Genomic DNA, 22,732 nt, shown 5'->3' with positions numbered 1-22,732 from the left:
AATGTGCCATGGCGAAAACCGTAGGGGCGACCACTGACAATCAGGCTCGGGTCCCGGCGGCGTACCCCCGGCGACCGGGCCTCCTACTCCCACCACCATGCGTCATCCCCCGGCCGGTGGCGCTCGGGGCGTTCACCCGATGGCGCCTCCCCCTCTTCCCGTCCCCAGATGCCGACCCCTGTTCGCCGTGGTGTCAGTGGGGCTTGGTAGAACTCGTCTACCCGGGTGCGGTCCGCGCGCTCCGGACTCGCCACCACGAACGTCGATCCACCGGTACCGGTACGAAGGAGCGGGCGCGCATGACGATCAACAGCCACCTCGAGGAGTTCCACGGCCTGCCGGCCTTCAACTTCCCCGAAGCCGACGACAAGTCGCCCCGGGCTGCGTCGCTTCCCGCGCCCGAGACGGTGGCCTGGCGCATCGCCGTGGACGCCTACGACAGTCAGGAGCAGTGGGAGGACGCCTTCGCGCGCTTCCTGGCGGCCGTGGACACCGAGCGGGTGCGGGCGTTGATCGTCGGTGCGTGGAGCGAGGTGTACGACAGCACTCCGGACGCGGTGATCAGCGCCTTGGTGGCCGCGCGGGACCGGCTGCCCGCGCTGCGCGGACTGTTCCTCGGCGACATCGTGATGGAGGAGTGCGAGATCTCCTGGATCGTCCAGGGTGATGTGTCGCCTCTTCTGGAGGCCTTCCCCGCCCTGGAGGAGTTCGGCGTCCGGGGTGGCAGTCAGCTGCTCTTCCCGTCGGTCCGGCACGAGCGGCTGCGCCGTCTGACCGTCGAGACCGGTGGTATGCCCGTCGCGGCGGTGCGCGGCATCGCCGGCAGCGACCTGCCCGCCCTGGTGGCGCTCGACCTGTGGCTGGGCACCTCCGAGTACGGGGGCGACGCCGATGTCGCCGACCTGGAGCCGTTCTTCGCGGGCACCCGACTGCCCAGCCTGATATGTCTGGGCCTGCGCAACAGCGAGATCCAGGACGACATCTGCACGGCGCTGGCTTCGGCCCCGGTCGTGGCGCGCCTCGAGGACCTCGACCTCTCCATGGGCGTGCTCACCGACGACGGCGCGACGGCCCTGCTGTCGGGGCAGCCGCTGACGCACCTCAAGAAGCTCGACCTGCACCACAACTACCTGAGCACGGCACTGCGGACGCGCCTGCTGGAGACGCTGGAGCCGGCCGGTGTGCTGGTCGACGTCGACCAGGACGACGCGGAGTCCGACGAGGAGGAGGACGGAACGGTCTGGCGTTTCGTCGCGGTGGGTGAGTAGCACAGACCGGCACCGGAACAGGAGACGAGGGAGCGGGATGGGCGGGACGCGGCCGCGGGGCGCGCCGGTCAAGTGGGTGGTCGTCGCCAACGGGGAGAACCGCCGGGTGGGTCTGTTCACGACGGCGGCCGAGGAGGCGGGCTGCGGCACACCCCGTGTCGTCGAGTGGCGGGACGTACTGCGGGACGGCGGGCACGACTTCGCCGACGACGAGGTGGTCCGGCTGGACTCGCCCGGCGAGAACGCCGAGGTGGACCGTCTGCTGCGCGGCGCCGAGGCGCCGACCCGGGTGGAGGGGTCCGCGCGCTGGTACGAGGGTCTCCTGAATTGCGTGGGTTCGCTGCGCGGGGGCAGGCGGCTCGACGATCCGGCGGATCTGGCCGTGCTCTTCGACAAGCGGCTGTGCCACGCCCGCCTCGACGCCGCGGGCGTGCCCGTGCCCCAGTCCCCCACCTCGGGTGCTCTGCGTGCCGTGGACGACTGGAGCGGCGTCCGGGACCTCATGCGGGATACCGGGATGCGGCGGGTGTTCGTGAAGCTCGCGCACGGTTCGTCCGCGTCGGGTGTGCTGGCCGTCGAGACGACCGCGTCGGGCCGGATCCGGGCCACCACCTCGGTGGAACGCACGGGGGACGGCAGTCTCCACAACTCCCTGCGGATCCGCCGCTATACGGACGAGGCGGAGATCGCCGCGATCGTGGACACGCTCGCCCCTGACGGGCTGCACATCGAGCGCTGGCTGCCGAAGGCCTCGCTCGGCAACAGGTCGGCGGACCTGCGTGTCGTGGTCGTGGCCGGGCGCGCGACCCACGCCGTGGTCCGTACGAGCCGCTCTCCCCTGACCAATCTGCACCTGGGCGGGGCACGCGGTGAACTCGCGGCCGTGCGCGCGCTGGCCGGGGACCGGTGGGCAGAGGCCCTCGCCATCGGCGAGCGGGCCGCCGCCTGCTTCCCCGGCACCCTGTGCGTGGGCGTCGATCTGCTGCCCGCGGTCGGCTGGCGCCGGTTCGCCGTCGGGGAGGTCAACGCCTTCGGTGATCTGCTTCCCCGCCTCACCGGCCTGCCGGGCAGCGGCGCGGAGGGTCTGGACACGTACGCGGCGCAGATCGCGGCGTTCCGGTCCCTCTCCCCCGACCGTTTCCCCGTACACACGGCACCCCCGCTCGACACCTCGCCGAGGACAGCACATGCTCCAGCCTGAACCCGACCGCAAGTCCGACGTGACATCCACCGCCCCCGGCCCGGCCGGGACACCGGACATGAACGACGTGGTGGGGCGGGACGACCTGCTCCTGCTCACCCTCGACACCCTGCGCTACGACGTGGCCGTCGAACTCGCCGCCGCCGGCCGCCTCCCGAACCTGACCGCGCATCTGCCGGGCGGCACCTGGGAGCGGCGGCACGCGCCGGGGAGCTTCACCTACGCCTCCCACCAGGCGATGTTCGCGGGCTTCCTCCCCACCCCGGCGGCACCGGGCCCGCATCCGCGGTTGTTCGCGGCACGGTTCGCCGGCAGCGAGACGACGGCCGACCGCACCTTCGTCTTCGACACCCCGGACCTGGTGTCCGCTCTCGCCGCCCACGGCTACCGCACCGTGTGCGTCGGCGGCGTCGGCTTCTTCAACAAGCAGGGCGCGCTCGGCGACGTACTGCCCGGGTATTTCCAGGAGAGCCACTGGGAGCCGGAGTTCTCGGTGGCTTCCCCGACCTCGTTCGAGGCCCAGGTCGCGCGGGCCGAGGAGACCGTGGCCGAACTTCCCGGGGACCAGCGGTTGTTCCTCTTCCTGAACGCCTCCGCGCTGCACCAGCCGAACTGGTTCCACCTGCCCGGCGCCACCCGGGAGGCGGGCGACAGCCGGGTCACCCATGCGGCGGCCCTTGAGTACATCGACCGTCATGTCGGCCGGCTGTTCCGTGCGATGAGCTCGCGGCGCCGCTGCTTCGCCATCGTCTGCTCCGACCACGGCACGGCCTATGGAGACGACGGCTACACCGGCCACCGCCTCGGTCACGACTCCGTGTGGACCGTTCCCTACAGCCACTTCTTCCTGGAGCCGACCGCATGATCCTCGCCCCCGCGGCTGCCCCGACCGGTCTGCCACGCCCGTACCAGAGCTACACCTACGCCTATCCCCACAAGACCGCCTACCGGCCCCTCGCCCCGCGCCCCGCGCTCGAAGATCTGTGGGCGGGCGAGTCCCGACGCTCGCTCTCGCTGTACGTGCACATCCCGTTCTGCGAGGTCCGCTGCGGCTTCTGCAACCTGTTCACCCGGATCGGCGCGCCCGGAGATCTGACGGCACGCTATCTGGACGCGGTGCGGCGCCAGGCCGCCGCGGTGCGCGAGGCCCTCGGCGACGAGGAGACCCCGCGTTTCGCCAACGCCGCGTTCGGGGGTGGCACACCGACGTTCCTGGAGGCCGCCGAGCTGGAGCGGCTGTGTGACATCGCCGAGCAGGAGATGGGAGCCGACCTCCGCGCGATCCCGCTGTCCGTCGAGGCGTCGCCCTCCACGGCCACGGCCGACCGGCTGGCCGTGCTGGTCGCGCGCGGCACCACCCGTCTCAGCCTCGGAGTGCAGAGCTTCGTTGAGGAGGAGTCCCGTGCCGCCGTCCGGCCGCAGCGGCGCTCCGACGTCGAGGCGGCGCTCGGGCGGATCCGCGAGGCGGCCGTCCCCGTCCTCAACATCGACCTGATCTACGGCATCGACGGTCAGACCGCGGCCAGTTGGCGTCACTCGCTTGACGCGGCCCTGGCGTGGCGGCCCGAGGAGATCTACCTCTACCCGCTCTACATTCGCCCCCTCACCGGCCTCGGCCGGCACACGGACCCGCAGACGGCCGACCGGGAATGGGACGAGCAGCGCCTGCGGCGATACCGGGAGGGCCGCGACCACCTGCTGGCGCACGGCTACGAGCAGGTGTCGATGCGCATGTTCCGGCGCGCGGACGCCCCGCCCCAGGGGCCGGACGACTACGCCTGCCAGACCGACGGCATGATCGGCCTCGGCTGCGGCGCCCGGTCGTACACCTCGACGCTGCACTACTCCTTCGACTACGCCGTGTCGATGCGCGAGATCCGCGGCATCATCGACGACTACACCGCCACCGAGGACTTCTCGCGCGCACTGCACGGCCGCCGTGTCGACGAGGACGAGGCACGGCGCCGGCATCTGCTTCAGTCCCTCCTCCAGTCCGAGGGCCTGCCCGTCGCGGACTACCGCCTGCGCTTCGGCTCCGATCCGCACGAGGACTTCCCGTCCGAGCTGGACACGCTCGCCGCACGGGGATGGCTCGCGCACACCGGGGACGAGCGGCTCCGCCTCTCCGCCGAAGGGCTCGCCCACTCGGACGCGATCGGCCCCGAGTTCTTCTCCCCGGCCGTGCGGGACGCCATGGCCGCCTACGAGATGAAGTGAGGCGTCCATGGACCTGACGATCCTCTACCGCGGGCCGCTCGCGTCCTGCGACTACGACTGTCCGTACTGCCCGTTCGCCAAGCGCCGCGACACCACCGCACAACTACGGGCCGACCGGGCGGCGCTGGAACGGTTCACGGTGTGGGCGGGCGAGCAGCGCGAGGACCGGCTCTCGGTGCTCTTCACCCCGTGGGGCGAGGGGCTGGTCCGCTCCTGGTACCGCCGCGCCCTCGTGGAGCTGTCGCACCAGCCGCACATCCGGCGCGTCGCCATCCAGACGAATCTGAGCTGCCGTACCGACTGGCTGGAGGAAGCCGACCGGGACACGGTGGCGCTGTGGTGCACGTATCACCCCGGGCAGACACCGCACGAGCGGTTCGTCGCCAAGACCCGGCAACTCGCCTCCCTGGGCGTCCGCTTCAGTGTCGGCGTGGTGGGCCTGCCCGAACACAGGGAACCCGCACGCGCATTGCGCGCGGAACTCCCGGAGCACGTGTACTTGTGGGTGAACGCCGCCGAAGGACACAGCTATACGGAGGAGCAGGCCTCGGAGTGGGCCGCGCTCGACCCCCTCTTCCCCTACAGCCGCCACCCACACCGATCTGCGGGCCTGCCCTGCCGTACCGGCGAGTCCGTCATCTCGGTGGACGGCGACGGAACGGTGCGCCGCTGTCACTTCGTACGCAGCGAACTGGGCCGGCTGTACGACGGTTCCTACCGGGCCGCGCTGGCCCCTCGCCCCTGCCCCCTGACCGTGTGCGACTGCCACATCGGTTACGTCCATCTGGAGACCCTGCCGCTGTACGACGTCTTCGCGGGCGGTGTCCTGGAACGCGTTCCGCGGGCCCTGCCGGACCGGGCGCTCCTCCCGGTCATCCCGGCCACTCACTCCGTCTGACCGCCGGATCGGCACCGCTCGCCGGATCCCGGTGAGCGGCCAAACACCCGCTCCGACTGTCGCTGTTCGAACCGGGCGGCAGGTGCCGCCCGTCATCAGGGTGCGGCCGGCCGCGGGTCCCGACGGCCGGCGGTCAGGTCTGCGCGGGCCGACCGGTCGGCGGCTGCCCCCAGGGCTGTTCGAGGAACGCCCCTCCTGGTGCACGGAGAGGACGACGCCATGGTCAGCCCTGAGCACTCCAGACGCCTGGCCGAGCGGCTCTCGGAGGTGGGCGCGCCGGTCGAACTGCGACTGGTGCCAGGGGCCGACCATGTGTGGCACGGCCTGGCCGAAGACCAGGTGGAGGAGGTGTTCTCCACCTCGCTGGCCTGGGCCCACCAGCTCACCGGCCGATGACCACCACTCTTGCGACGCCGACGCCAGGGCCAGGGCGCCTCACACCGTCTGCACCTCCACGCGCCCGGAGGGCTGAGGCCGCAGGATTCCGGCCGCGCAGGCTGCGACCACACAGAAGGCCACGGGGAGGAGGAAGGTGATGTTGAGGGGGACGAACTGAGTCAGCGGCCCGATGACGGCGGGGCCGGCGAGCATGCCGAGATAGCCGAGGCCCGCGACCCGGGAGACGTTCGCGCCCGCGGCGTCCTGGTCCGCGTGTCCGGCGGCGCTGAAGAGCTGCGGGACGCAGCCGGAGAGCCCGGCTCCGAACACAGCCCAGCCGGTCAGCGCCAGCGGGACCCAGCCGGACAGTGCGGCGACGGCGAGGCCGACAGCCGCGGTGGACGCCCCGTACCGCAGGATGGCGATGGGGCCGAAGCGCTCGGCGAGCCGGTCGGCGAGCAGCCGGCCGACGGTCATGGCGGTGGCGAAGGCCCCGTAGGCGAGGGCGGCGGTCGCCGGCGGCGCGTCAAGGACCCGGCGCAGGTGGAGTGTGCTCCAGTCGTTGGCCACGCCCTCGCACAGCATGATCATCAGTGCCAGCACGGCCAGCGTCCAGATGTGCCGGGGCGTCCTGCGCCTGACCTTCGGGGCACCGGCACCGGGCTCCGGAGCGTGCGCGCCGTCGGGCCTGAGCAGCGCCGGGGCCGCGAGGACGGAAGCGGCGAGGCCCAGGGCCGCGACGGCGAGCAGGGTGGACGCGGGGCTCCACCCCCAGCTGAGCGTGCGGGCGCCGACCAGAGCGGCAAGGACGCCGCCTATGGAGAAGGTCGCGTGGAAGGCGGACATGACGGGGCGTGCGTAGGCGCGCTCCACCTGGACGGCGTGGGCGTTCATGCTCACGTCCAGGCAACCGTTGCCTACGCCCAGGGCCAGCAGTGCCGCGCCGAGGGTCCAGACGTTCCCGGCCATGCCGGGCAGGGCGACCGTGGCGCTGCACAGCGCCGCGCTGAGCGGCACGACCGTGCGGGCCCCGAAGCGGTCGGTCAGCGGCCCGACGGCCTGCATGCCCGCGAAGGCACCCGCGCCGAGCAGCAGCAGGAGCCAGCCGAGGGTTGCGTGGCCGATCCCGACGCGCTGCTCGAGGCTGGGGATGTGGACGATCCACATCCCCATGAGGAAGCCGTTCAGGATGAAGTAGGCGAAGGTGGCCAGCCGAGCGGCCCGCAGGTGTCTTTCCACGCTTCAAACGTAACGAACAAATCTTACTTTCGAAAGATTGCCTTTCGAACAGTCTCCATGTTCAATGTGTGACATGGCTGGCACGGACCGACTGAGGCAGATCACCGAGGCCGTGCGGCAGGCAGGCCGCATGGGCGTCGCGGAACTGGCCGAGCTGACCGGGGCGTCGGAGATGACCATCCGCCGCGACCTGGAGGCTCTGGCCGCACAAGGCGTGCTCGAGCGCTACCGCGGCGGCGCACGGAGTCTACTGCTGCGCGGCGACGAGCCGCCGTTCGCGATGCGCGTCCATGACGGCCTGGAGACCAAGCGGCGCATCGCCGCCGAGGCCGCGCGGCTCATCGCGGACGGCGAGTCCGTCGTCATCGACAGCGGCACAACCTGCCTCGAGGTGGCCCGCGCTCTGAAGGACCGCCGGCTGACGGTGATGCCGCTGTCGTTGCACTCGGTCAACGCGCTCGCCGATGCGCCGCAGCTGACACTGCTGGTGCCGGGCGGCCGCCCGCGGCAAGGGGAGCTGGCGTTGACCGGCCCTTTGACGCTGGCATCGCTGGCCGCGCTCCGCTTCGACACCGCTCTCATCGGCTGCTGCGGCCTCGACGCGGTGAACGGCCTGACCGCCTACGACCTGGACGACGCCGCCGTCAAGCGCGCCGCGATCGCCTCCGCCCGTCGCGTCATCGCCGTCACCGAGGGCTCGAAGTTCTCCCACAGCGCCTTGGCCTTCGTCACGCCCGCCTCCGCCCTGCACTCCGTCGTCACCGACGAGCAAGCCCCACAGGACCAACTAGAGGCCCTTGCGGCGGCAGGCGTGGCCGTACGACAGGTTTGACTCCTCCTCTCTCCCGCCCTGCTCCGCGGAGCCTGCAGCACCTCCTCAGGCTGCGCCGACCGGTGCCGCTCCGGCGCCACGCGTACGCGCCGGGGAGGGGGGTCCTGTCACTCCCCCGCAGGCTGTTCCCCGGCAGATCTCGGCCTGCCTGACTCGGGCCTGAGGACGCAGACTGGGTTGTGTCGCCCGGACGCGGCAGGGTGCGGTGACCTCCTGTCATCGGCGTGTGAGCGCCGCGGGCGGTGGACACCCGCACCAGCCGGTCGGGCCCCACTGGCACCCCCGCCGCGCACCGCGCCCCTCCCCGATCACGCCGTTGCTCCTGTTGGCGGCGCTCGCGGACTCGGGTGACGGTGGACCGGGGGACGCCGCCCCCGCGGCTGGAACACCTGCACGTCCGGTGACCAGCCCGCACGGCTTGAAAGGAGACGACGATGACGCGGTGGAACGACAAGGATCTGGAGACGATCGGTACGGCCGAGGAACTGGACCTCCGGTCCGAGCGGACCGACGGCACGCTGCGCGATCCGGTGACGATGTGGGTGGTCCGCGCCGACGACCATGTCTACGTCCGATCGGTCAAAGGCACCGATGGCCCCTGGTACCGCGGAACGCGGTCCCGTCTCCAGGGCCGCGTCGACGCCGGCGGCGTACGGCAGGACGTCACCTTCCGTACGGCGGATCCCGGCGAATACGCGACCGTGGACGCGGCCTACCGCGACAAGTACGGGCACTTCACGAGCATCGTCGAGCACGTCCTGACCGACCAGGCCCGCACCTCCACCCTCTGCCTGGAGCCGCGCTGACACCCCTGCCCGGGCATCCGCGACGCCGCCGGGTGGTCCCCTCACCCCTTCGCCCCCGCCTTCTCCATCGCCCCCACATTCGAGGAGCTGCGCTCATGCGCGCGACCCTGCTGTACGCGGCCGACGACGTACGCGTCGAGGACGTTGTCGACCCCACGATCCAGAACCCCACCGACGCGGTCGTGCGGATCGTGCTGTCCTGCGTCTGCGGCAGCGATCTGTGGCCCTACAAGTCGCTGCCGCCCACCGACACCCCCCGCCACATGGGCCACGAGTTCCTCGGTGTCGTGGAGGAGACCGGCTCCGAGGTCTCCGGCCTCAAGCCCGGTGACATGGTCGTGGCCCCCTTCGTCTACGCCGACAACACCTGCGAGTACTGCCGCGAGGGCCTGCAAACCTCATGCGTCAACGGCGGACCGTGGGGCGTGAACGGTGTCGACGGCGGCCAGGGGCAGGCCGCGCGTGTCCCCTACGCGGACGGCACCCTGGTGAAGCTGCCGGTCGGAGAGGACTCGGAGTTGCTGCCGGACCTGCTGACCCTGTCCGACGTCCTGTGCACCGGCTACCACGCCGCCCGCACCGCCGGAGTCCGGCGGGGCGACACCGTCACCGTCGTCGGAGACGGCGCCGTGGGCCTGGCAGCCGTGATCTCCGCCAAGCTGCGTGGCGCCGAACAGATCATCCTCATGGGCCGCCACCAGGTGCGCACCGACCTGGGCCGCGAATTCGGCGCCACCGACGTGGTCGCCGAGCGGGGTGAAGAGGGCATCGCCAAGGTCCGCGAGCTGACCGGCGGCGAGGGCACCCGCAGGGTCCTGGAATGCGTGGGCCTCGAGGACGCGCTCGTGCAGAGCTTCGCCGTGGTGCGCAACGGCGGAACGATCAGCCGTGTCGGGGCTCCGCAGTTCACCGACGTGCCTTTCGGCTTCGGTGACTTCATGCGCAACGTCACCCTCACCGGCGGTGTCGCCCCGGCCCGCGCCTACATCGAGGAACTGATGCCGTACATCCTCGACGGCTCGATCCGACCCGGCCGCGTTATCGACCGCGCCGTCTCCCTGGACGACGTCGCCGACGGCTACCGGGCGATGAACGACCGCGAGGCCCTGAAGGTCCTCATCCGGCTCTGACCCGACTCCCCTCAGCCGCTCGCAGCAGCTGTGCGCCGGCGCATCGACGACTTCGCATCGCAGCGCGAGTTGGCGGCTTCCACGGACTTCCCGCGAGGAGAATGACCGCCCACCGCAGGACGACCTACGGGACCGGGACCGCACTCACGGCAATCCGTCGTCCGGGGCGGTCGCTCCTGCCGGGCGCGCAGCCCGACGGCAGCCCATGGTGAGTGAAGGATGGCGTGAAGCAGCGATGAGCGGGCCGGCGCCGCGGGCGATTCGGACACGATGAGTCCCTACCGGAAGCGGCGCTGTCAGTGGTCCCATACGCCGGGGCCGCCACCGCGCCATTCGATCCACTCCGCGGCCCTGACGTCGGATGCGTCGACCTCGTCCATGCCTGCCCCGCCGAGGAACTCGGCGATGTCGACGAGGGTGTAGGCCATGCCGACGAACCTGGCGGCGACGCGGACCCTGCGTCCGCCGTCCGCGGCCGGCGGGTAGACGACGACGGGCTGATCAGTGGCCATGCCTTCAGCGTGCGGGCCGCACCGGCCGTGCGCACGCGGAGCGGCCGCACAGCGAACAGACCGGTCTGTCGGGTCTCATCCCGCCCGGCGTTCGGCAGCGCTGCGGCCCGCGGCACCCAGGGGTTGCCTCAAGAGACGGCCGAGGACGCGCGTCGCGCCAGGACCTCGACGCCCGGTTCCCGCGAAAGGTTCTTCGAGCCGCATTCCTTGATCGGCGGCGCCCGGTTCACGGCATTGCGCACACCTGTCAGGGCCACCGGAAACCTCGGGACGCCCTCGACGCCCGCCTGACACGGAGAGTTCTCGGCCGTCGCCGAGACGAAAACCGGCCGACGCGGGATCGACGGAACTGACACCTCCGGTGACCAGCGAAACCCGCCCGCAGCGCTCCGCTAACATGATCGACCTCACGGCGATGCCCTCAGATCGCCCGTCGTTCACCGGAAATTAGTGCTATCCGGCACGAAGAGTGACCTATTAGCCAATAACTAACAAATCGGCCAAACACTTGATACCTATAGCATCGCGGGTGTTTTCGCGAATAAATAGCCGAATACCGTTCGCCGCGTGGCGTCAGCCACGGGTGATTCTGTGGGCCGCGGTGGGTGTGACGGCTCTCGGATTCCTCATCACGCTGGAGATCGCCGCGCGGCACTACGGCCTACCGGGTCCGATGACCAACCAGGTGAAAGAGGTGATATTCGCCCCTAAGTCGGGACCGCTTCTCTACGCCAGCATGGCGTTGATGATGGTGGTGCTCACCAAGCGGCAACGGTTCATCGCGGCTGGTGCCGCGGTCGGTATCGACCTCGTGTTCTTCCTGGTGCGGTGGGCGGTCGACGCCAAAATGATGTTCGGCAACGGCGCGTTGTGGGTCATTTTGGGCTGTGGGGTCGTCGCCGTCACGCGACGCACCGGCCAGGAACGCGTCCTGCTCCTGAAGGGCGTCGGGCTGGCCCTGCTGCTGGTGGCCGGACGGAAGACCGGCGACGCCTGGCTGCTCATCACATCGAAGACGCGCCCGGCGGTGCTCGACCAGTACGTGGCGACCGCCGATCACGCACTGGGCAACCCGTCCTGGCTGGTGGGTCGGATGGTCAAGGCGACCGGCCCGATCGGCGCCCATGTTCTCGACTACGTCTACATACAGCTTGCGGTGTTCGCGGTCATCGTCACGCTGTATCAGCTGCGTCATGTAGGCGTCGAGCGTCGATTCCCGCGGCATCACCTGGTGCGCACGTTTCTCGTCATAGGCCTCCTCGGGCCGGGCATCTACATGCTCTTCCCGGTGGTCGGACCGATCTTCGCCTACGGCGCCGACGGCGGGCAGTGGGCGGCAGCCGACCTCTGGCCGAACACTCCCCCGCCGATCCACGCCCCGCTCCACATGTCATTCGACGAGATCACCCCGCGCAACTGCATGCCCAGCCTGCACACCGCGTGGGCCACCGCGATCTTCATCCATTCCCGCAAGGGTCCGCGCATTCTGCGATTCGCCGGCACCTTCTGGCTGATCGCCACGCTCGGCGCGACGCTGGGCTTCGGCTATCACTACGGCGCGGATATCGTCGCTGGTGTCGTGTTCACGCTCACCATCGAGGCGGGTCTGCGCTCGCAGGAACGCGGCTGGGACCGGTCAGGAACCCAGCTGGTCGCTCACGGCGCGACGGTCTTCACCGCGCTCTTGCTGGCCTATCGCTATCTGCCGATGGAGATGGCCAAACACCCGTGGATGTTCGGCCCCCTTGTCATGCTGGCGATGGCCTCAGTGATCCACGGCTACGTACGGACCACCAGGCTGTGGGACCCGACGGCCGTACCGGCACGACTGCCCAACCCGCGATCGGAACCGCAACCCGAACTGGTTTGAGCCGTGTTCCATCGGATCACGGTTGCGCCCCGCGATGGGTCCCTCCGTGTCACTCCCGGGACACAGGACCGCCCCTGCCGCCGCGATCACCGCGCAGGCAGGGGCGGTCCTGTATCGGCAGCGGCAGCGGCTTCAGGAAGTGCCGCCGAAGAAGCCGTCCGTGGGCGAGGATTCCGGCACCGGAGTCGTCTCCACCGGTGTGACACCGTCCGTCGGCGTCGGGGTCGCGAAGTCGTCGGGCGTGGGTGTCGCTTCGGGATCGGTCGCGACCGGTGCAGCGGCCACCGTGAGTGACACCGTGCTGGAGGCCGGGACCTTCCCGCCCGCGGCGGGGCTCTGGCTGAGGACGGTGCCTGGTTCGGCCGTCTCGGAGAGCTCCTCCGTCGTCTCGACGGTCAGGCCCTGTTCCTCCAAGGTCTCTGTGGCCTCCTCGACCGAGGTCCGCGTCACCTCGGGCACCTCGACGTATCCGTCCTGAGCCCCGGTTGCGCCCGGGTCCTCGGGCAGGGCGGTGTCCTGCGTGCCGTCCGAGCCCACCGGCCGTTCCAGGCCCGCGTCCGTCTCCTGCACATCGACCAGCCGGTACTTGCCGACCTCGTCCCCGTCGTCCGTGGGCTCGACCTTGACGACCTTGTCCCGGCCGTACGACGTCCACCGCTTGTTCGTACCCTTGAACTGGACGTCGGCCTGGTCGACGTCGTACTCGAACGCCCCCAGCGGGTTGCCGCAACTGCACTGCACAACGGGCCTGCCGTAAAGATCGACCAGGACCGCGATACCCGCCTCCAGAAGGGCTTCGAAAGCGACGGCCCTGCCCTTCTTGTAGTCGTGGTTCTTGACCAGCGTGTCGTTGCGCAGCAGCACGGGTGTCAGCTTCCCGATGAATCCCCCGATCTCGTGGACACCGATGCCCTGCGCCTTTGCCCACTCCAGCGCCTTCTTCCTGTTGGCGGGGTTCGTGAGGAATTCCACGAGTTTCGCCTTGTCGCAGCTCTTTCCCTGCCGTGTGCCTCCGTAGAGGCCGGGCCTGTCGCCCTTCTGTATGCCTCCCCCGAGGGCGAGTCCCCCGCTGATGCGGTGGTCGGCGGCGAGCCCGAGAGCCTCCGCGAAGAACGGCGCCGCGGCAGGAGCTCCGCGGGCGATTGCCTTGACGGCGACCTTGGTCGCGGGCGTACACGCGGTGACGGCCGGTCCGACGACGGTCAGGAGTAAAGCGAGCAGGACCGCGACCCGCGCTGTCCCCCGTTTGACACTCATGGATCTCCTTCATTCGAAAGGTGGTTTGCGGACGATCTCCCGGCCTGGCACGGCCGGGCCGGGAGCAGGGCGCGTCCGGCACTCCCCTCGTGGTGCCGGACGTGTCCGACGACCCCCGTGACATCACGTCACGCGGTGGCCGATTCCGGGACGGGGCGTGACAGGACCAGGGCGATCATGACGACGGTGATCACGATGAAGACCGCGACGAAGGCCACGACCCACGCCGGGACGCCGGTGACGAAGAGCGCCGGGAGCGCGGTGATCGCCGACAGGATCCGGGACCCGGCGACGATACGGGAGCCGGTGCGGTTGGCGGTGCGCCAGGTGTAGACGACGGCGACGACCGTGATCAGTCCGAGTACGGCATCAGCGACCAGGACGCCTGCCGGCGGCCCGGGTTCGTCGCTGTCCGGCACCAGGAAGTCGAATGCGTTGGTCATGTCGAGCAACCCGAGTGCGGCGGCGAGCCCGAGGCCCACCTTGTTCTTGCGGCTGAGCGTGGGCCGCACCGCTTGCGTCCGGCTCATGTCGGTTCCCCCGTCCGGGTGTTGGGGCCGCCGACGCGGCGACCCGGTGAACCGAGCATCGCGGCAGGATCCCTCCGCGCGCATCGTCCGAAGCTCCCGGCCGTCCGGGAGGATTTCCCGGACGGAAGGAAGTGCGCGCTCTCCCGACCGGGAGACCCTTCGGCCATCATCGGGACATGACCTCCCCCGCCGGCCCGATCCGGGTGCTCATCGCCGACGACCATCCCGTCGTACGACGTGGCATGAGCGCCCTGCTGGCCTCGCTGGACGGCGTGGAGGTGGTGGCGGAGGCCGCGAACGGTGAAGAGGCGCTTCGAGAGGCCCAGTTGAGCCGGCCCGATGTCGTCGTCATGGACATCCAGATGCCCGTGCTGGACGGCGTGGAGGCGACCCGGCGGCTCACCGCGCTGCTGCCGGAAGTGGCGGTGCTCGTGGTCACGATGTTCGAGGACGACGAGACGGTCGTGTCCGCGATGCGCGCCGGTGCCCGTGGCTATCTCCTCAAGGGGGCCCAGCAGGAGGAGATCCTGACCACTCTGCGGTCGGTCGCGGCCGGGCAGTACGTGATCGCGCCCGGAGTCGCCGCACGTCTCCTCGGCCGTCTCGCCCCGGCGGCGGCGCCGGCCACTCCCTTCCCCGAACTGACCGCCCGGGAGCGGGAGGTGCTCGACCGCGTGGCCCGGGGATACCCGAACGCCCGGGTCGCCGCCGACCTGTCGCTGGCCGAGAAGACCGTGGCGAACCGGCTGTCCGCGATCTTCCTGAAGCTGGGGGTCAGCGGGCGGACCGAGGCGGTGATCATGGCACGAGAGCACGGACTGGGCGGCGTGCCGGAGGCGGGGCCGTGACGGTACGGGCTCTGAGTACGTGCGCCCTTCTCGCGGCTCTCGCGGTCGCGGCCATCGCTTCCCTCGGCATTGCCCCGCCCCCCTCCGCCTCCGAGCAGTGGGTGATCTGGGCGGTGATCGTCGGGACGTTCCTCGCGGTGTGCTCCGCGACCGTCATCGCCCGCGTCCCCGGTTCGACGGCGGTTCCGTTCCTCGGCGCGTCCGCGGGTGGCCTGCTGGCCGCCCCGGTGGCGCTCGCCGCCGGTGCCCATGTGCTCTCCGTGGTCCTGGCCGTCCTGGCCGCGACGGTGAGCCTGCCCCTGGCGGCCCTGCGTGTCGTGCCGGAACGGCCGCCGTCCCGGCTGCTGGTCTGCGCGGACGCCGCCGTGGTCGTCACGGGCGCCGCGTGCGCGGTCGCGGCGGCGGCCGGTGTGGGGGCCGCTCAGGTGGGCGCGGCGATCGCTTCCGGGACCGTGATGCTCGCGGGCACGTGGGTGCTCTTCGAGTTCACCTCGGGGGACGACCGGCGCCGCGTGCTGTGGCTGGTGCTGGGTGCGGCCGCGACGACGCTGGGCGGCATGCTGCAGTTCGCCGCCGAGAACTCCCTGACCGTGGGACCGGTGCCCTCCGCCGTCATCACGAGCGCGCTGTCGCTGCTGCTCCCCCTCGCCGTCACCGTCGCGCTGGTCGCCCCGCGTCGGGCCGAGGTACGGGTCGTGATCCGCGGGGCCACCGTGCTGATCGTGATGCTCGCGCTGAGCGCGGCTGTGTACGAAGGGGTCGCGGCGGTCTGGGAGTTGGTGGTGGGAGCCCGGCCCGGCAAGGGGACACCGGCCCTGCTGGCAGCCGTGATCGCCGCCGGGTACCAGCCGGTGAGACAGCGGGTCGAGGCGAGCATGGACGAGATGCTGTTCGGCAGGTCGGCCGACCCGGTCGAGACGCTGACCCGGCTCGGCACGGACCTCACCGCGGGCGCCCCTCCCCCGCTGTGGCTGCGGACCCTGCGAACCACCCTGGGTGTGCCCGGCATCGCCCTGCGCCAGGACGGAACTGACGTTGCCACGGCGGGCACGATGGACGACGGCCACACCACGCGCACCTCCCTGAGCGCGGGTGCCGATCACGTGGGCGACCTCGTCGTATGCCTCCCGCCCGGGCACCTGCGGCTGCCCCGGGCCGCCACGGCGGTGCTCGAGCTGGTGGCGGTGCCGCTCGCCCAGGCCCTGCACGCCGCGCGGCTCAGCGAGCAACTACGCGTCTCCCGCGGCCGCGTGGTGACCGCGCTGGAGGAGGAGCGCCGCCGGATGCGCCGGGATCTGCACGACGGTCTCGGGCCGGCCCTGACCGGCATCGCCTACACCACCGACGCGGCCGCCAACCTCATCGCCACCGACCCTGAGCGGGCCGTGGAGACGCTGCGCGGGCTGCGTGCCGACATAGGCGACGCGATCACCGAGATCCGACGGATCGTCTACGGCCTGCGGCCTCGTGCCCTCGACGAGCTCGGCCTCGTCGACGCCGTACGCCAGCGCATCGCCCCACTCTGCGCCGCGGACGGCCGGCCCCTGACCGTCACCATCGACGCTCCGCGACGGCTGCCGCCGCTTCCCGCGGCGGTCGAGGTGGCGGCGTACCGCGTTGCGGTGGAGGCCGTGACCAATATCGCCCGGCACTCCGACGCCACCACCGCGGCTCTCACTCTGGAGCTCGCGGATCCCGCTCTCCTGCGTGTGACCGTCACCGACAACGGCCACTGCACCGGGCCGTGGGCGCCCGGCGTGGGCATCCAGTCCATGAACGAACGCGTCGATGAGATCGGCGGCACCCTCACCATCCGTACCACCCCCCAGGGCGCCACCATCACTGCCGAACTGCCGCTCGCCATCCCTGCTTAGCGGGTACGGTGCCGCTCCACAACGTGCCATGCCTGTCAGGGTCACATTCCACGTTGCCTCACACGCACGACCATTCCCTGTGCACGCCGCCGCTGACAACGCGGCGCGACCCTGGTGGGGAGGCGTGACCGATGGCAGGGGCGGCAGGAGTCGAACCTGCGGCATCCGGTTTTGGAGACCGGCGCTCTGGCCTCTGAGCTACGCCCCTTCGATGGGTCTCATCATGGCATGGCCAACAGGGCGGTCTCCAAGGGGTTTTCGCTCGCGGGGATTTTCGCTCGCGCAGAAGAGGCACGGCCTTCTCCAGTCCCGCCAGGGCACACTTGCTCACCTGCGCGCGCCGACCGAGGTCGTCCGGGGACAGGCCTGCGCGGAGGCGGGCGGCCCCGGACGTTGTGCGCGAGTGTCCGCAAGGGTCCATATCGCGGCCTCGGCCAGTGCGTCGGCTGTGCTCGCGCGGACACCGTACTCATCGCTCTGTCTCGGCTGCCTGAGACCGGATTCGGCCCTCGCACGCCCTATCAGGTTTCCGCGCGGCAACGCATGTTGGGGCCGAAGGGGTTTATCCGGCCCTGCGCGCTGCCAGAATCGACAGGAGTCGCACAGAGGGGCAGGGGGGTCTGTGTCGCTGTCGGGCAAGTACCTCGCGCTGGACAGCGCGTCCGTCGTCACGGCGCTCGGTGGACTGCTGGTCGCGATGATCGCGGCGACGGTGGCGCTGTGGCAGGTCAAGCGCGTCCAGAGCCTGGAGCGGGAGAAGATCCAGCTCGAAACGGCCGCCCAGATGCGGCTGAAGGAGCAGGAGTGGCAGCACGAAAGGCAAGTGACGGCGCGTGAGCGCCGCCGGGCCGCCCGAGAGGCGGAGCAGGAGCGCGAACGGGCCGCCGAGCGGGTGGCCGCCCACCGCAGCACCCTGGAGGCGGGGGCAGCGGCGTACTGCGGACGCCTGGTCCAGGAGCTGTCGACGCTGCGGATCCTGGACATGTCGCGGCCGTTGCGACTGGAGCGGTTGTACGTCCAGGTGGGGGTGCAGGAGCAGCAGCCGTTGCGGTTCCTGTCCGCCGACGAGGTGGAACGACAGGCCCGCCGTACGGACGGCGAGCGCAGGACCTGGCGTACGGAGGCGGAACGCGCGGAGGCGAGGGCCGCGGCCGAGAGCCATGCCGCCGTACACACCTACGCACCGGTCGACGCCCTCCAGCGCTACCGGCGCATCGTGGTGGTGGGCGACCCGGGCGCCGGAAAGACGACGATGCTGCGGCATCTGGCGCTGCGGATGGCCACCCAGTCGGAGCACGAGTCGCTGCCCGTGCTCCCGGCGTACGTCGAGTTGTTCAGGTTTGTCGAGAGCGGTCACGAGTCGTTGCTCGACCACCTCGCGGAGCACTGGGCCGACCACTACGGCTTCGAGGACGCCCGTGACTACATCGTGGAGAAGCTCACCGACGGCAGCGCGGCCCTGCTGCTCGACGGGTTGGACGAAGTGCTGGGCGGTGAGAGCGCGCGGGAGGCGGAGAGCGCCTACCACCGGGTCACCGCCGAACTCACCCGTCTGGCAACGCGGTTCCCCCGTGCTCCGATCGCCACGACCTGCCGCCGGCAGGGCTGGCGGGGCGGACTGTCGCAGTTCCAGGTGCTGGAAGCACTGGACTTCGAGTGGCCGCAGATCGAGACGTTCGTCGCCAACTGGTTCGGCGCCGGGGACCGTCGACGTGCCGGTCTGGTCCGCGCTCTCTCGGCGAACGGGCGCCTCCAGACCCTCGCCGCCAACCCGCTGTTGCTCAGCCTGATCGCGATCGTCTACGAGCGTGACCTCGAACTCCCGGAACGCCGGGCGGCGTTGTACCAGCGGTGCGTGGAGGTGCTGCTGCGCGAGTGGGACGCCCACCGCAAGATCTCCCGGTACAGCCGCTTCACCACCGACCGCAAACAGGACCTGCTCAAAGAGATCGCCCGCCACTACCACCAGCGAGGCCTGCGCTACTTCCCCGAGGACGACCTCCTCGACCAGATCGCCCGTTTTCTGCCCACCATCGATCTGGCCCCCGAGGACAGCCGGGCCATCCTCGACGAGATCGCGGCCCAGTACGGCCTGCTCAAACCGCAGGCGCACGGCTGGTACGGCTTTCTGCACCTCACCCTCCAGGAGCACTTCACCGCCGCTGCCCTGCTGGAACGGGGTGCCGATGGCATCCAGCAGGCGGTGCGGTCACGCTACGACCCATGGTGGGAAGAGGTGATCCTGCTGCTGGCGGGGTCCCTGCCGGACGCTTCACCGCTGTTGTCGGGCCTTCTGCAACTGGAACCGGACCGGCCGCGCACGGACTCCTCCGGCCTTCTCGACCTGCCCGACGACGACCTCTTCCACACGGACCTGTTGCTCGCGGCACGCTGCCTGACGGGCAGCCCGCGGGTGGCTGATGTGGCCCTGCGCCGGGAGATCGTCGCCTCCGTCTGGCACCTGCTGGACGGCTCCGGGTACCCGGACGAGAAGCGCCGGGCGGCCGAGGCCCTGGTCGGGGTGGCCCGATCCGACGCGCAACTGGACGAGATCGTCGCGTACATCTGCGACTCGCAGAGGGACAGCGAGGCCCGGCTCGCGCTGATCCAAGCTCTGGAGGCGCACGGCGGGCGGCGGGTGGGCGAGCGGTTGCTGGGCGTCTTCGGGCTGGGCGGGGTCAACTCCTTCTACCTGCGGGAGGCGTTGATCACCACGCTCGGCACACTGCGCGTGGAGGCCGCCGTCCCGGCGCTGCGGGCGGAGCTGGAGCAGAGGCTGACCTCCCTGGCCGGCGCACCCGCGCGCGACAACTGGTCGGTGGCCAAGGACATCGCCATGATCATGCGTGCACTGGGTCAGGCGGGCGCCCCTGCCGAGGTCATCCTGCACGCACTTGAAAGCCGCATGGGCTCCCCATGGTTCTCGACGATCGCGGCGGCTGCGCGGGACGCGCTCAAGAACACCCGGGAGCCCGGCACGGCAGAAAGACTGTTCGACATCCTCCTCGTTCGGTCCCGCGACAACGAGCATGTGGCCGGGGCGTACCTCGACGCGGCGGGCGAGACCGGAGTACGGACGCTACTGGACCGGTTCCAGTCCATGGGGAGTGCCGGTGCGCTGCTGACGGCGGTCCGGGACCACATCGCCGAGAACCACGGCCGCGCCCCGCGCGACGCACTCCTCGCCCTCGCCCGGGACCGAACGGTGACGACCCAGGCCCGCTGCCTCGCGCTCGAATGTCTGGACGAGAGCCCCGGCGACCCCGACGAACTCAACAGCTTCGTCACCCACCCCGACACGAGCGTACGGGTGGCCGCCGCCGCGACGTTGGCGGCGTGGGGGACGCCGGTGGGCCTCGACGTCATCCGTACCGCCATCGTGGACGGCAGCGTGCTGCTCCTGGACCGCTGGAACATCGAGGAAGAGGAGGACGAAGCCGTCTCGACTCCGCATCGCCTGGTCTCCGTACTCGTACCGTACGGTGTCACGGGCATCGTGGCGGTCCTGCGCGCCAGGGCCGCGCTGCCGGATCGCGACGGGGTGAAGGCGCGCGACTGGCTGTACGCCTTCTCCCCCGAGGACGAGGTGGACGACTGCCTGTACCGGCTCAGCAACGGGGAGCACTTGGGGCGGTACGAGATCCCGGATCACGTTCCGCCGTCCCGGACCAAGACGGTCTTCCAGTACTTCCAGAGCACCCCGAGCGCGGGCTTCGGCTCCCTGCGCAGTGACTACGAGAAACTTCTGACCGTCGCCGCTGCCGCCGCCGAAGGCGCCGAATCGATCGCCTGGCTGGTCCGCTTCCTGCCCGGCGGCGACCTCAGCAGCATGCACTTCCCCCAGGCTCACCACCACGCCTACGAAGCGAGCCGCCGTGCCCGCGTGCGGGTCCTGCGGGACGGCACCGTCCGGCCCATCGGGCGCCAAGGTGGCGACTGAACGGGACCGACAGAAAAAAAGACCCCGTCCCGAAACCTCGGGACGGGGTCTTCACGGAGCGCCGGGCAGGCCTTGCACCTGCATCTCCCCGCAGGAAGCGGGACGTCTTTCCTTGGACCACCGACGCACACGAACCGGCTCGACATCCGCCGACCAGCTCAAGATCAATACTATCAGACGAATGCGCCGGCCTTGTTTCCCCGCTCCGAACGACGCCTGCCCCGCGCGGGCCGGAGGACCCCTCAACTGCGCCCCATGCGAGCTCGCTCAGCCATCACCAGTGCGTCGGAGTGGCACCCGATTCACCTACTCGTTCTTCCGAAACCCGTTCATCGCCACCACCCTCAGCCGCACCCCTCGTTCGAGTCAGCAGGTTCGGGTGTCCGCGAGCCAAGTCCGCCAGACGTGCAGGGTGTTGGGGATCTCCGGACGGTCGAGGAGCCAGAGCACGTACCCCGCGTGGAGTTGGGACCACGGGTTGTGCGAGTGACGTGCCCAGTTGAGCCTCGTACGCAGCTCATCCCCGTCGACGGCTCGGGCCACCCGCACGTACTCACGGTCCTTGCAGCGGTAGGCCCGCTGCACGACGAGTTCGACGAGGTCGATCAGCTTCTCCGTGACGAACTCACTGTGGCCGCTCACCGCCACGCTCCGGATGAGGGATCGCTTCGTGCCCCATGCCTTGGCGTGCTCCGTCCACTCCTCCGGATAGCGCGCCTCCCACTCCAGAAAGAGCAGCGCGAAGGACAATTGCGGCCACGTCCTGATGTCGTCGGCAGGACTCGTCAACCACAGTGCCTCCGGCAGACAACGGCTCTCGACATCGTCAGCGAGTTCCCGCGCCGCCACGACCTCCGGGGCTCGGAACAAGGTCTCCGCATCCGACCTGCTCGCCTGGATCCAGTACTCGTTGTACCGGGCGTGAGCCTTGTGGGCTGCCGCGCGGGCCTCGTCCAGCCGGACGAGCGCCGCACCCCGCTCGACGTGGTCGGGTGCTATCAAGCCGTATGTCCAGCCCAGACGCTCAGCCCACTCTCCGGGGCCGTACGTGTTCGGACCCGCTGCTTCCGCCATGGCGCACATCTTGCCTTGGCCCGTACGCAAAGGCGATCCCCGTTTTTGGCGGTGCCTGGGCGCCGGAGTGCGGCACAGCAGCGACCGCAACCACGACATCCGCCCTCGCCAGGTGGCGGGATCCGCCATCGCCAAGTGGCGGGATCCGGGGCGTGATCAGGACGACGTCTGGTCCGGGTTACGGGCATGCGGGGGCGGCAGACGGAACAAGCCTCCCAGTCTGCGCAGAGCCTGCTCGTCGCCGGATACAGACGCGGCACCCGTCTCGATCGCCTCGGCGAACGTGAAGCCTTGGCCGGTGAGACGGAGGAACGCCTCCTGGCTGATCGTGATGGTCGCGTCCGGGCGCTGAGCCGGTCCGTGCAGCGCCTCGATCGCCCCGTCGTCGATCCGGGCGTGGAACAGCTCGTCGTCGATGCGGAACTCATACACCGCGTGGAGTCCCGCCGCGGCCTCGGTGTCGAAGCAGGCCCGCAGACCGAGCACGGCCCAGCCCGGATGGAACGTCTCGGTGGCGCGCCGTTCACCCATCGCCCACTTCAAGCCCCAGCGGGCCAACTCCAGGATCGCCGGGCCGAGTTCCTCTCCGGCTTCGGTGAGGGCGTACGCGGGGGTCCGGGCAGGCGGCGGGAGCGTGATCTTGTGCGCCAGTCCCTCGCGCTCCAGATGCTTGAGGCGGGCGGCCAGCAGTCCGGTGCCGAGGCCGCGGAGGCTGGCCTGCAGGTCACCGAACCGCTTGGGGCCGGTCAGAAGCTCACGGATCAGCAGCAGCGTCCAGCGCTCGCCGACGAGGTCGAGGGTGCGCGCGGTCGCGCAGTACTGGTTGTACGTTCGCTGTTCCACTGCATCATTCTAGAC

At 70.5% G+C, this 22,732-nt stretch carries 18 protein-coding genes, 1 tRNA gene and 1 pseudogene; 13 read left to right on the top strand and 7 right to left on the bottom strand.

Features of this window, described 5'->3' with window-relative positions; translation table 11 throughout:
* Nucleotides 1-299 precede the first annotated feature (299 nt).
* The 6 genes and pseudogenes from ACWD68_RS32610 to ACWD68_RS32585 all read left to right on the top strand — a co-directional run.
* Entirely contained in the window at nt 300-1,268 is a 969-nt protein-coding gene (locus tag ACWD68_RS32610) for an STM4015 family protein (protein WP_451810051.1), read from the top strand.
* 37 nt (nt 1,269-1,305) lie between these two features.
* The gene (locus ACWD68_RS32605) at nt 1,306-2,469 is read left to right on the top strand and encodes an STM4014 family protein (RefSeq protein ID WP_451810050.1); all 1,164 of its coding nucleotides are present in this window, start codon (nt 1,306-1,308) and stop codon (nt 2,467-2,469) included.
* Nucleotides 2,470-2,527: 58 nt separating this feature from the next.
* Nucleotides 2,528-3,334 carry an STM4013/SEN3800 family hydrolase gene (locus tag ACWD68_RS32600; RefSeq protein WP_451810072.1) on the top strand — a complete coding sequence of 269 codons (807 nt, stop codon included), beginning with the start codon at nt 2,528-2,530 and terminating at the stop codon, nt 3,332-3,334.
* The gene (locus tag ACWD68_RS32595; protein WP_451810049.1) at nt 3,331-4,686 is read left to right on the top strand and encodes an STM4012 family radical SAM protein; all 1,356 of its coding nucleotides are present in this window, start codon (nt 3,331-3,333) and stop codon (nt 4,684-4,686) included. Before ACWD68_RS32600 ends, ACWD68_RS32595 begins: the two co-directional genes overlap by 4 nt.
* 7 nt (nt 4,687-4,693) lie before the next feature.
* Nucleotides 4,694-5,584 carry an STM4011 family radical SAM protein gene (locus tag ACWD68_RS32590; protein ID WP_451810048.1) on the top strand — a complete coding sequence of 297 codons (891 nt, stop codon included), beginning with the start codon at nt 4,694-4,696 and terminating at the stop codon, nt 5,582-5,584.
* Between the two features lie 189 nt (nt 5,585-5,773).
* Nucleotides 5,774-5,980 (top strand): annotated as a pseudogene (locus ACWD68_RS32585) (alpha/beta hydrolase family protein); the annotation flags it as partial.
* Between the two features lie 39 nt (nt 5,981-6,019).
* On the opposite strand, the gene ACWD68_RS32580 reads toward ACWD68_RS32585, so the two are convergent.
* Nucleotides 6,020-7,201 carry an MFS transporter gene (locus ACWD68_RS32580; protein WP_451810047.1) on the bottom strand — a complete coding sequence of 394 codons (1,182 nt, stop codon included), beginning with the start codon at nt 7,199-7,201 and terminating at the stop codon, nt 6,020-6,022.
* A 73-nt stretch (nt 7,202-7,274) separates the two neighbouring features.
* Between ACWD68_RS32580 and ACWD68_RS32575 the strand changes: the two genes are divergently transcribed.
* From ACWD68_RS32575 to ACWD68_RS32565, 3 genes are all read left to right on the top strand, one after another.
* The gene (locus ACWD68_RS32575) at nt 7,275-8,033 is read left to right on the top strand and encodes a DeoR/GlpR family DNA-binding transcription regulator (protein WP_451810046.1); all 759 of its coding nucleotides are present in this window, start codon (nt 7,275-7,277) and stop codon (nt 8,031-8,033) included.
* A 434-nt stretch (nt 8,034-8,467) separates the two neighbouring features.
* Entirely contained in the window at nt 8,468-8,839 is a 372-nt protein-coding gene (locus ACWD68_RS32570; RefSeq protein WP_451810045.1) for a DUF2255 family protein, read from the top strand.
* 95 nt (nt 8,840-8,934) lie between these two features.
* On the top strand, nt 8,935-9,969 hold the full coding sequence (locus ACWD68_RS32565) for an alcohol dehydrogenase catalytic domain-containing protein (protein WP_451810044.1): 1,035 nt from the start codon (nt 8,935-8,937) through the stop codon (nt 9,967-9,969).
* Nucleotides 9,970-10,265: 296 nt separating this feature from the next.
* On the opposite strand, the gene ACWD68_RS32560 is transcribed toward ACWD68_RS32565, so the two are convergent.
* Complete coding sequence (locus tag ACWD68_RS32560; RefSeq protein WP_451810043.1) at nt 10,266-10,481, bottom strand: hypothetical protein; 216 nt, start codon at nt 10,479-10,481, stop codon at nt 10,266-10,268.
* A gap of 586 nt (nt 10,482-11,067) precedes the next feature.
* Here ACWD68_RS32560 and ACWD68_RS32555 point away from each other — a divergent pair.
* Nucleotides 11,068-12,351, top strand: a complete 1,284-nt coding sequence (locus tag ACWD68_RS32555; protein WP_451810071.1) for a phosphatase PAP2 family protein — start codon at nt 11,068-11,070, stop codon at nt 12,349-12,351.
* A 132-nt stretch (nt 12,352-12,483) separates the two neighbouring features.
* Here ACWD68_RS32555 and ACWD68_RS32550 read toward each other — a convergent pair whose 3' ends face one another.
* Entirely contained in the window at nt 12,484-13,608 is a 1,125-nt protein-coding gene (locus tag ACWD68_RS32550) for a DUF6777 domain-containing protein (RefSeq protein WP_451810042.1), read from the bottom strand.
* A 128-nt stretch (nt 13,609-13,736) separates the two neighbouring features.
* On the bottom strand, nt 13,737-14,138 hold the full coding sequence (locus tag ACWD68_RS32545) for a hypothetical protein (protein WP_451810041.1): 402 nt from the start codon (nt 14,136-14,138) through the stop codon (nt 13,737-13,739).
* A gap of 176 nt (nt 14,139-14,314) precedes the next feature.
* Here ACWD68_RS32545 and ACWD68_RS32540 point away from each other — a divergent pair, with 176 nt between their 5' ends.
* Nucleotides 14,315-14,986, top strand: a complete 672-nt coding sequence (locus ACWD68_RS32540) for a response regulator transcription factor (RefSeq protein WP_451810040.1) — start codon at nt 14,315-14,317, stop codon at nt 14,984-14,986.
* Nucleotides 14,983-16,860, top strand: coding sequence for a sensor histidine kinase (locus ACWD68_RS32535; protein ID WP_451810039.1), 1,878 nt, complete (start codon nt 14,983-14,985; stop codon nt 16,858-16,860). Before ACWD68_RS32540 ends, ACWD68_RS32535 begins: the two co-directional genes overlap by 4 nt.
* A gap of 132 nt (nt 16,861-16,992) precedes the next feature.
* Here the strand turns inward: ACWD68_RS32535 and ACWD68_RS32530 are convergent.
* Nucleotides 16,993-17,068: transfer RNA gene (locus tag ACWD68_RS32530), tRNA-Trp, on the bottom strand.
* A gap of 414 nt (nt 17,069-17,482) precedes the next feature.
* Here ACWD68_RS32530 and ACWD68_RS32525 point away from each other — a divergent pair.
* A complete protein-coding gene (locus tag ACWD68_RS32525) occupies nt 17,483-20,800 on the top strand; it encodes an NACHT domain-containing protein (protein ID WP_451810038.1) in 3,318 nt (1,105 codons plus the stop codon).
* Between the two features lie 366 nt (nt 20,801-21,166).
* Here the strand turns inward: ACWD68_RS32525 and ACWD68_RS32520 are convergent, their stop codons facing one another.
* Nucleotides 21,167-21,874: a hypothetical protein gene (locus ACWD68_RS32520; protein WP_451810037.1), complete on the bottom strand. Its 708-nt coding sequence runs from the start codon at nt 21,872-21,874 to the stop codon at nt 21,167-21,169.
* Nucleotides 21,875-22,030: 156 nt separating this feature from the next.
* A complete protein-coding gene (locus ACWD68_RS32515) occupies nt 22,031-22,717 on the bottom strand; it encodes a winged helix-turn-helix transcriptional regulator (RefSeq protein ID WP_451810036.1) in 687 nt (228 codons plus the stop codon).
* Between the last annotated feature and the right edge of the window lie 15 nt (nt 22,718-22,732).

Source organism: Streptomyces sp. NPDC005141, from assembly GCF_053599975.1.
This window is presented reverse-complemented; position numbering and strand designations above follow the sequence as displayed.

What these genes read in the sequence shown, in the direction of transcription:
- ACWD68_RS32610 (WP_451810051.1), top strand. Translation starts at nt 300, where the DNA reads ATGACGATCAACAGCCACCTCGAGGAGTTCCACGGCCTGCCGGCCTTC.
- ACWD68_RS32605 (WP_451810050.1), top strand. Translation starts at nt 1,306, where the DNA reads ATGGGCGGGACGCGGCCGCGGGGCGCGCCGGTCAAGTGGGTGGTCGTC.
- ACWD68_RS32600 (WP_451810072.1), top strand. Translation starts at nt 2,528, where the DNA reads ATGAACGACGTGGTGGGGCGGGACGACCTGCTCCTGCTCACCCTCGAC.
- ACWD68_RS32595 (WP_451810049.1), top strand. Translation starts at nt 3,331, where the DNA reads ATGATCCTCGCCCCCGCGGCTGCCCCGACCGGTCTGCCACGCCCGTAC.
- ACWD68_RS32590 (WP_451810048.1), top strand. Translation starts at nt 4,694, where the DNA reads ATGGACCTGACGATCCTCTACCGCGGGCCGCTCGCGTCCTGCGACTAC.
- ACWD68_RS32575 (WP_451810046.1), top strand. Translation starts at nt 7,275, where the DNA reads ATGGCTGGCACGGACCGACTGAGGCAGATCACCGAGGCCGTGCGGCAG.
- ACWD68_RS32570 (WP_451810045.1), top strand. Translation starts at nt 8,468, where the DNA reads ATGACGCGGTGGAACGACAAGGATCTGGAGACGATCGGTACGGCCGAG.
- ACWD68_RS32565 (WP_451810044.1), top strand. Translation starts at nt 8,935, where the DNA reads ATGCGCGCGACCCTGCTGTACGCGGCCGACGACGTACGCGTCGAGGAC.
- ACWD68_RS32560 (WP_451810043.1), bottom strand. Translation starts at nt 10,481, where the DNA reads ATGGCCACTGATCAGCCCGTCGTCGTCTACCCGCCGGCCGCGGACGGC.
- ACWD68_RS32550 (WP_451810042.1), bottom strand. Translation starts at nt 13,608, where the DNA reads ATGAGTGTCAAACGGGGGACAGCGCGGGTCGCGGTCCTGCTCGCTTTA.
- ACWD68_RS32545 (WP_451810041.1), bottom strand. Translation starts at nt 14,138, where the DNA reads ATGAGCCGGACGCAAGCGGTGCGGCCCACGCTCAGCCGCAAGAACAAG.
- ACWD68_RS32540 (WP_451810040.1), top strand. Translation starts at nt 14,315, where the DNA reads ATGACCTCCCCCGCCGGCCCGATCCGGGTGCTCATCGCCGACGACCAT.
- ACWD68_RS32520 (WP_451810037.1), bottom strand. Translation starts at nt 21,874, where the DNA reads ATGGCGGAAGCAGCGGGTCCGAACACGTACGGCCCCGGAGAGTGGGCT.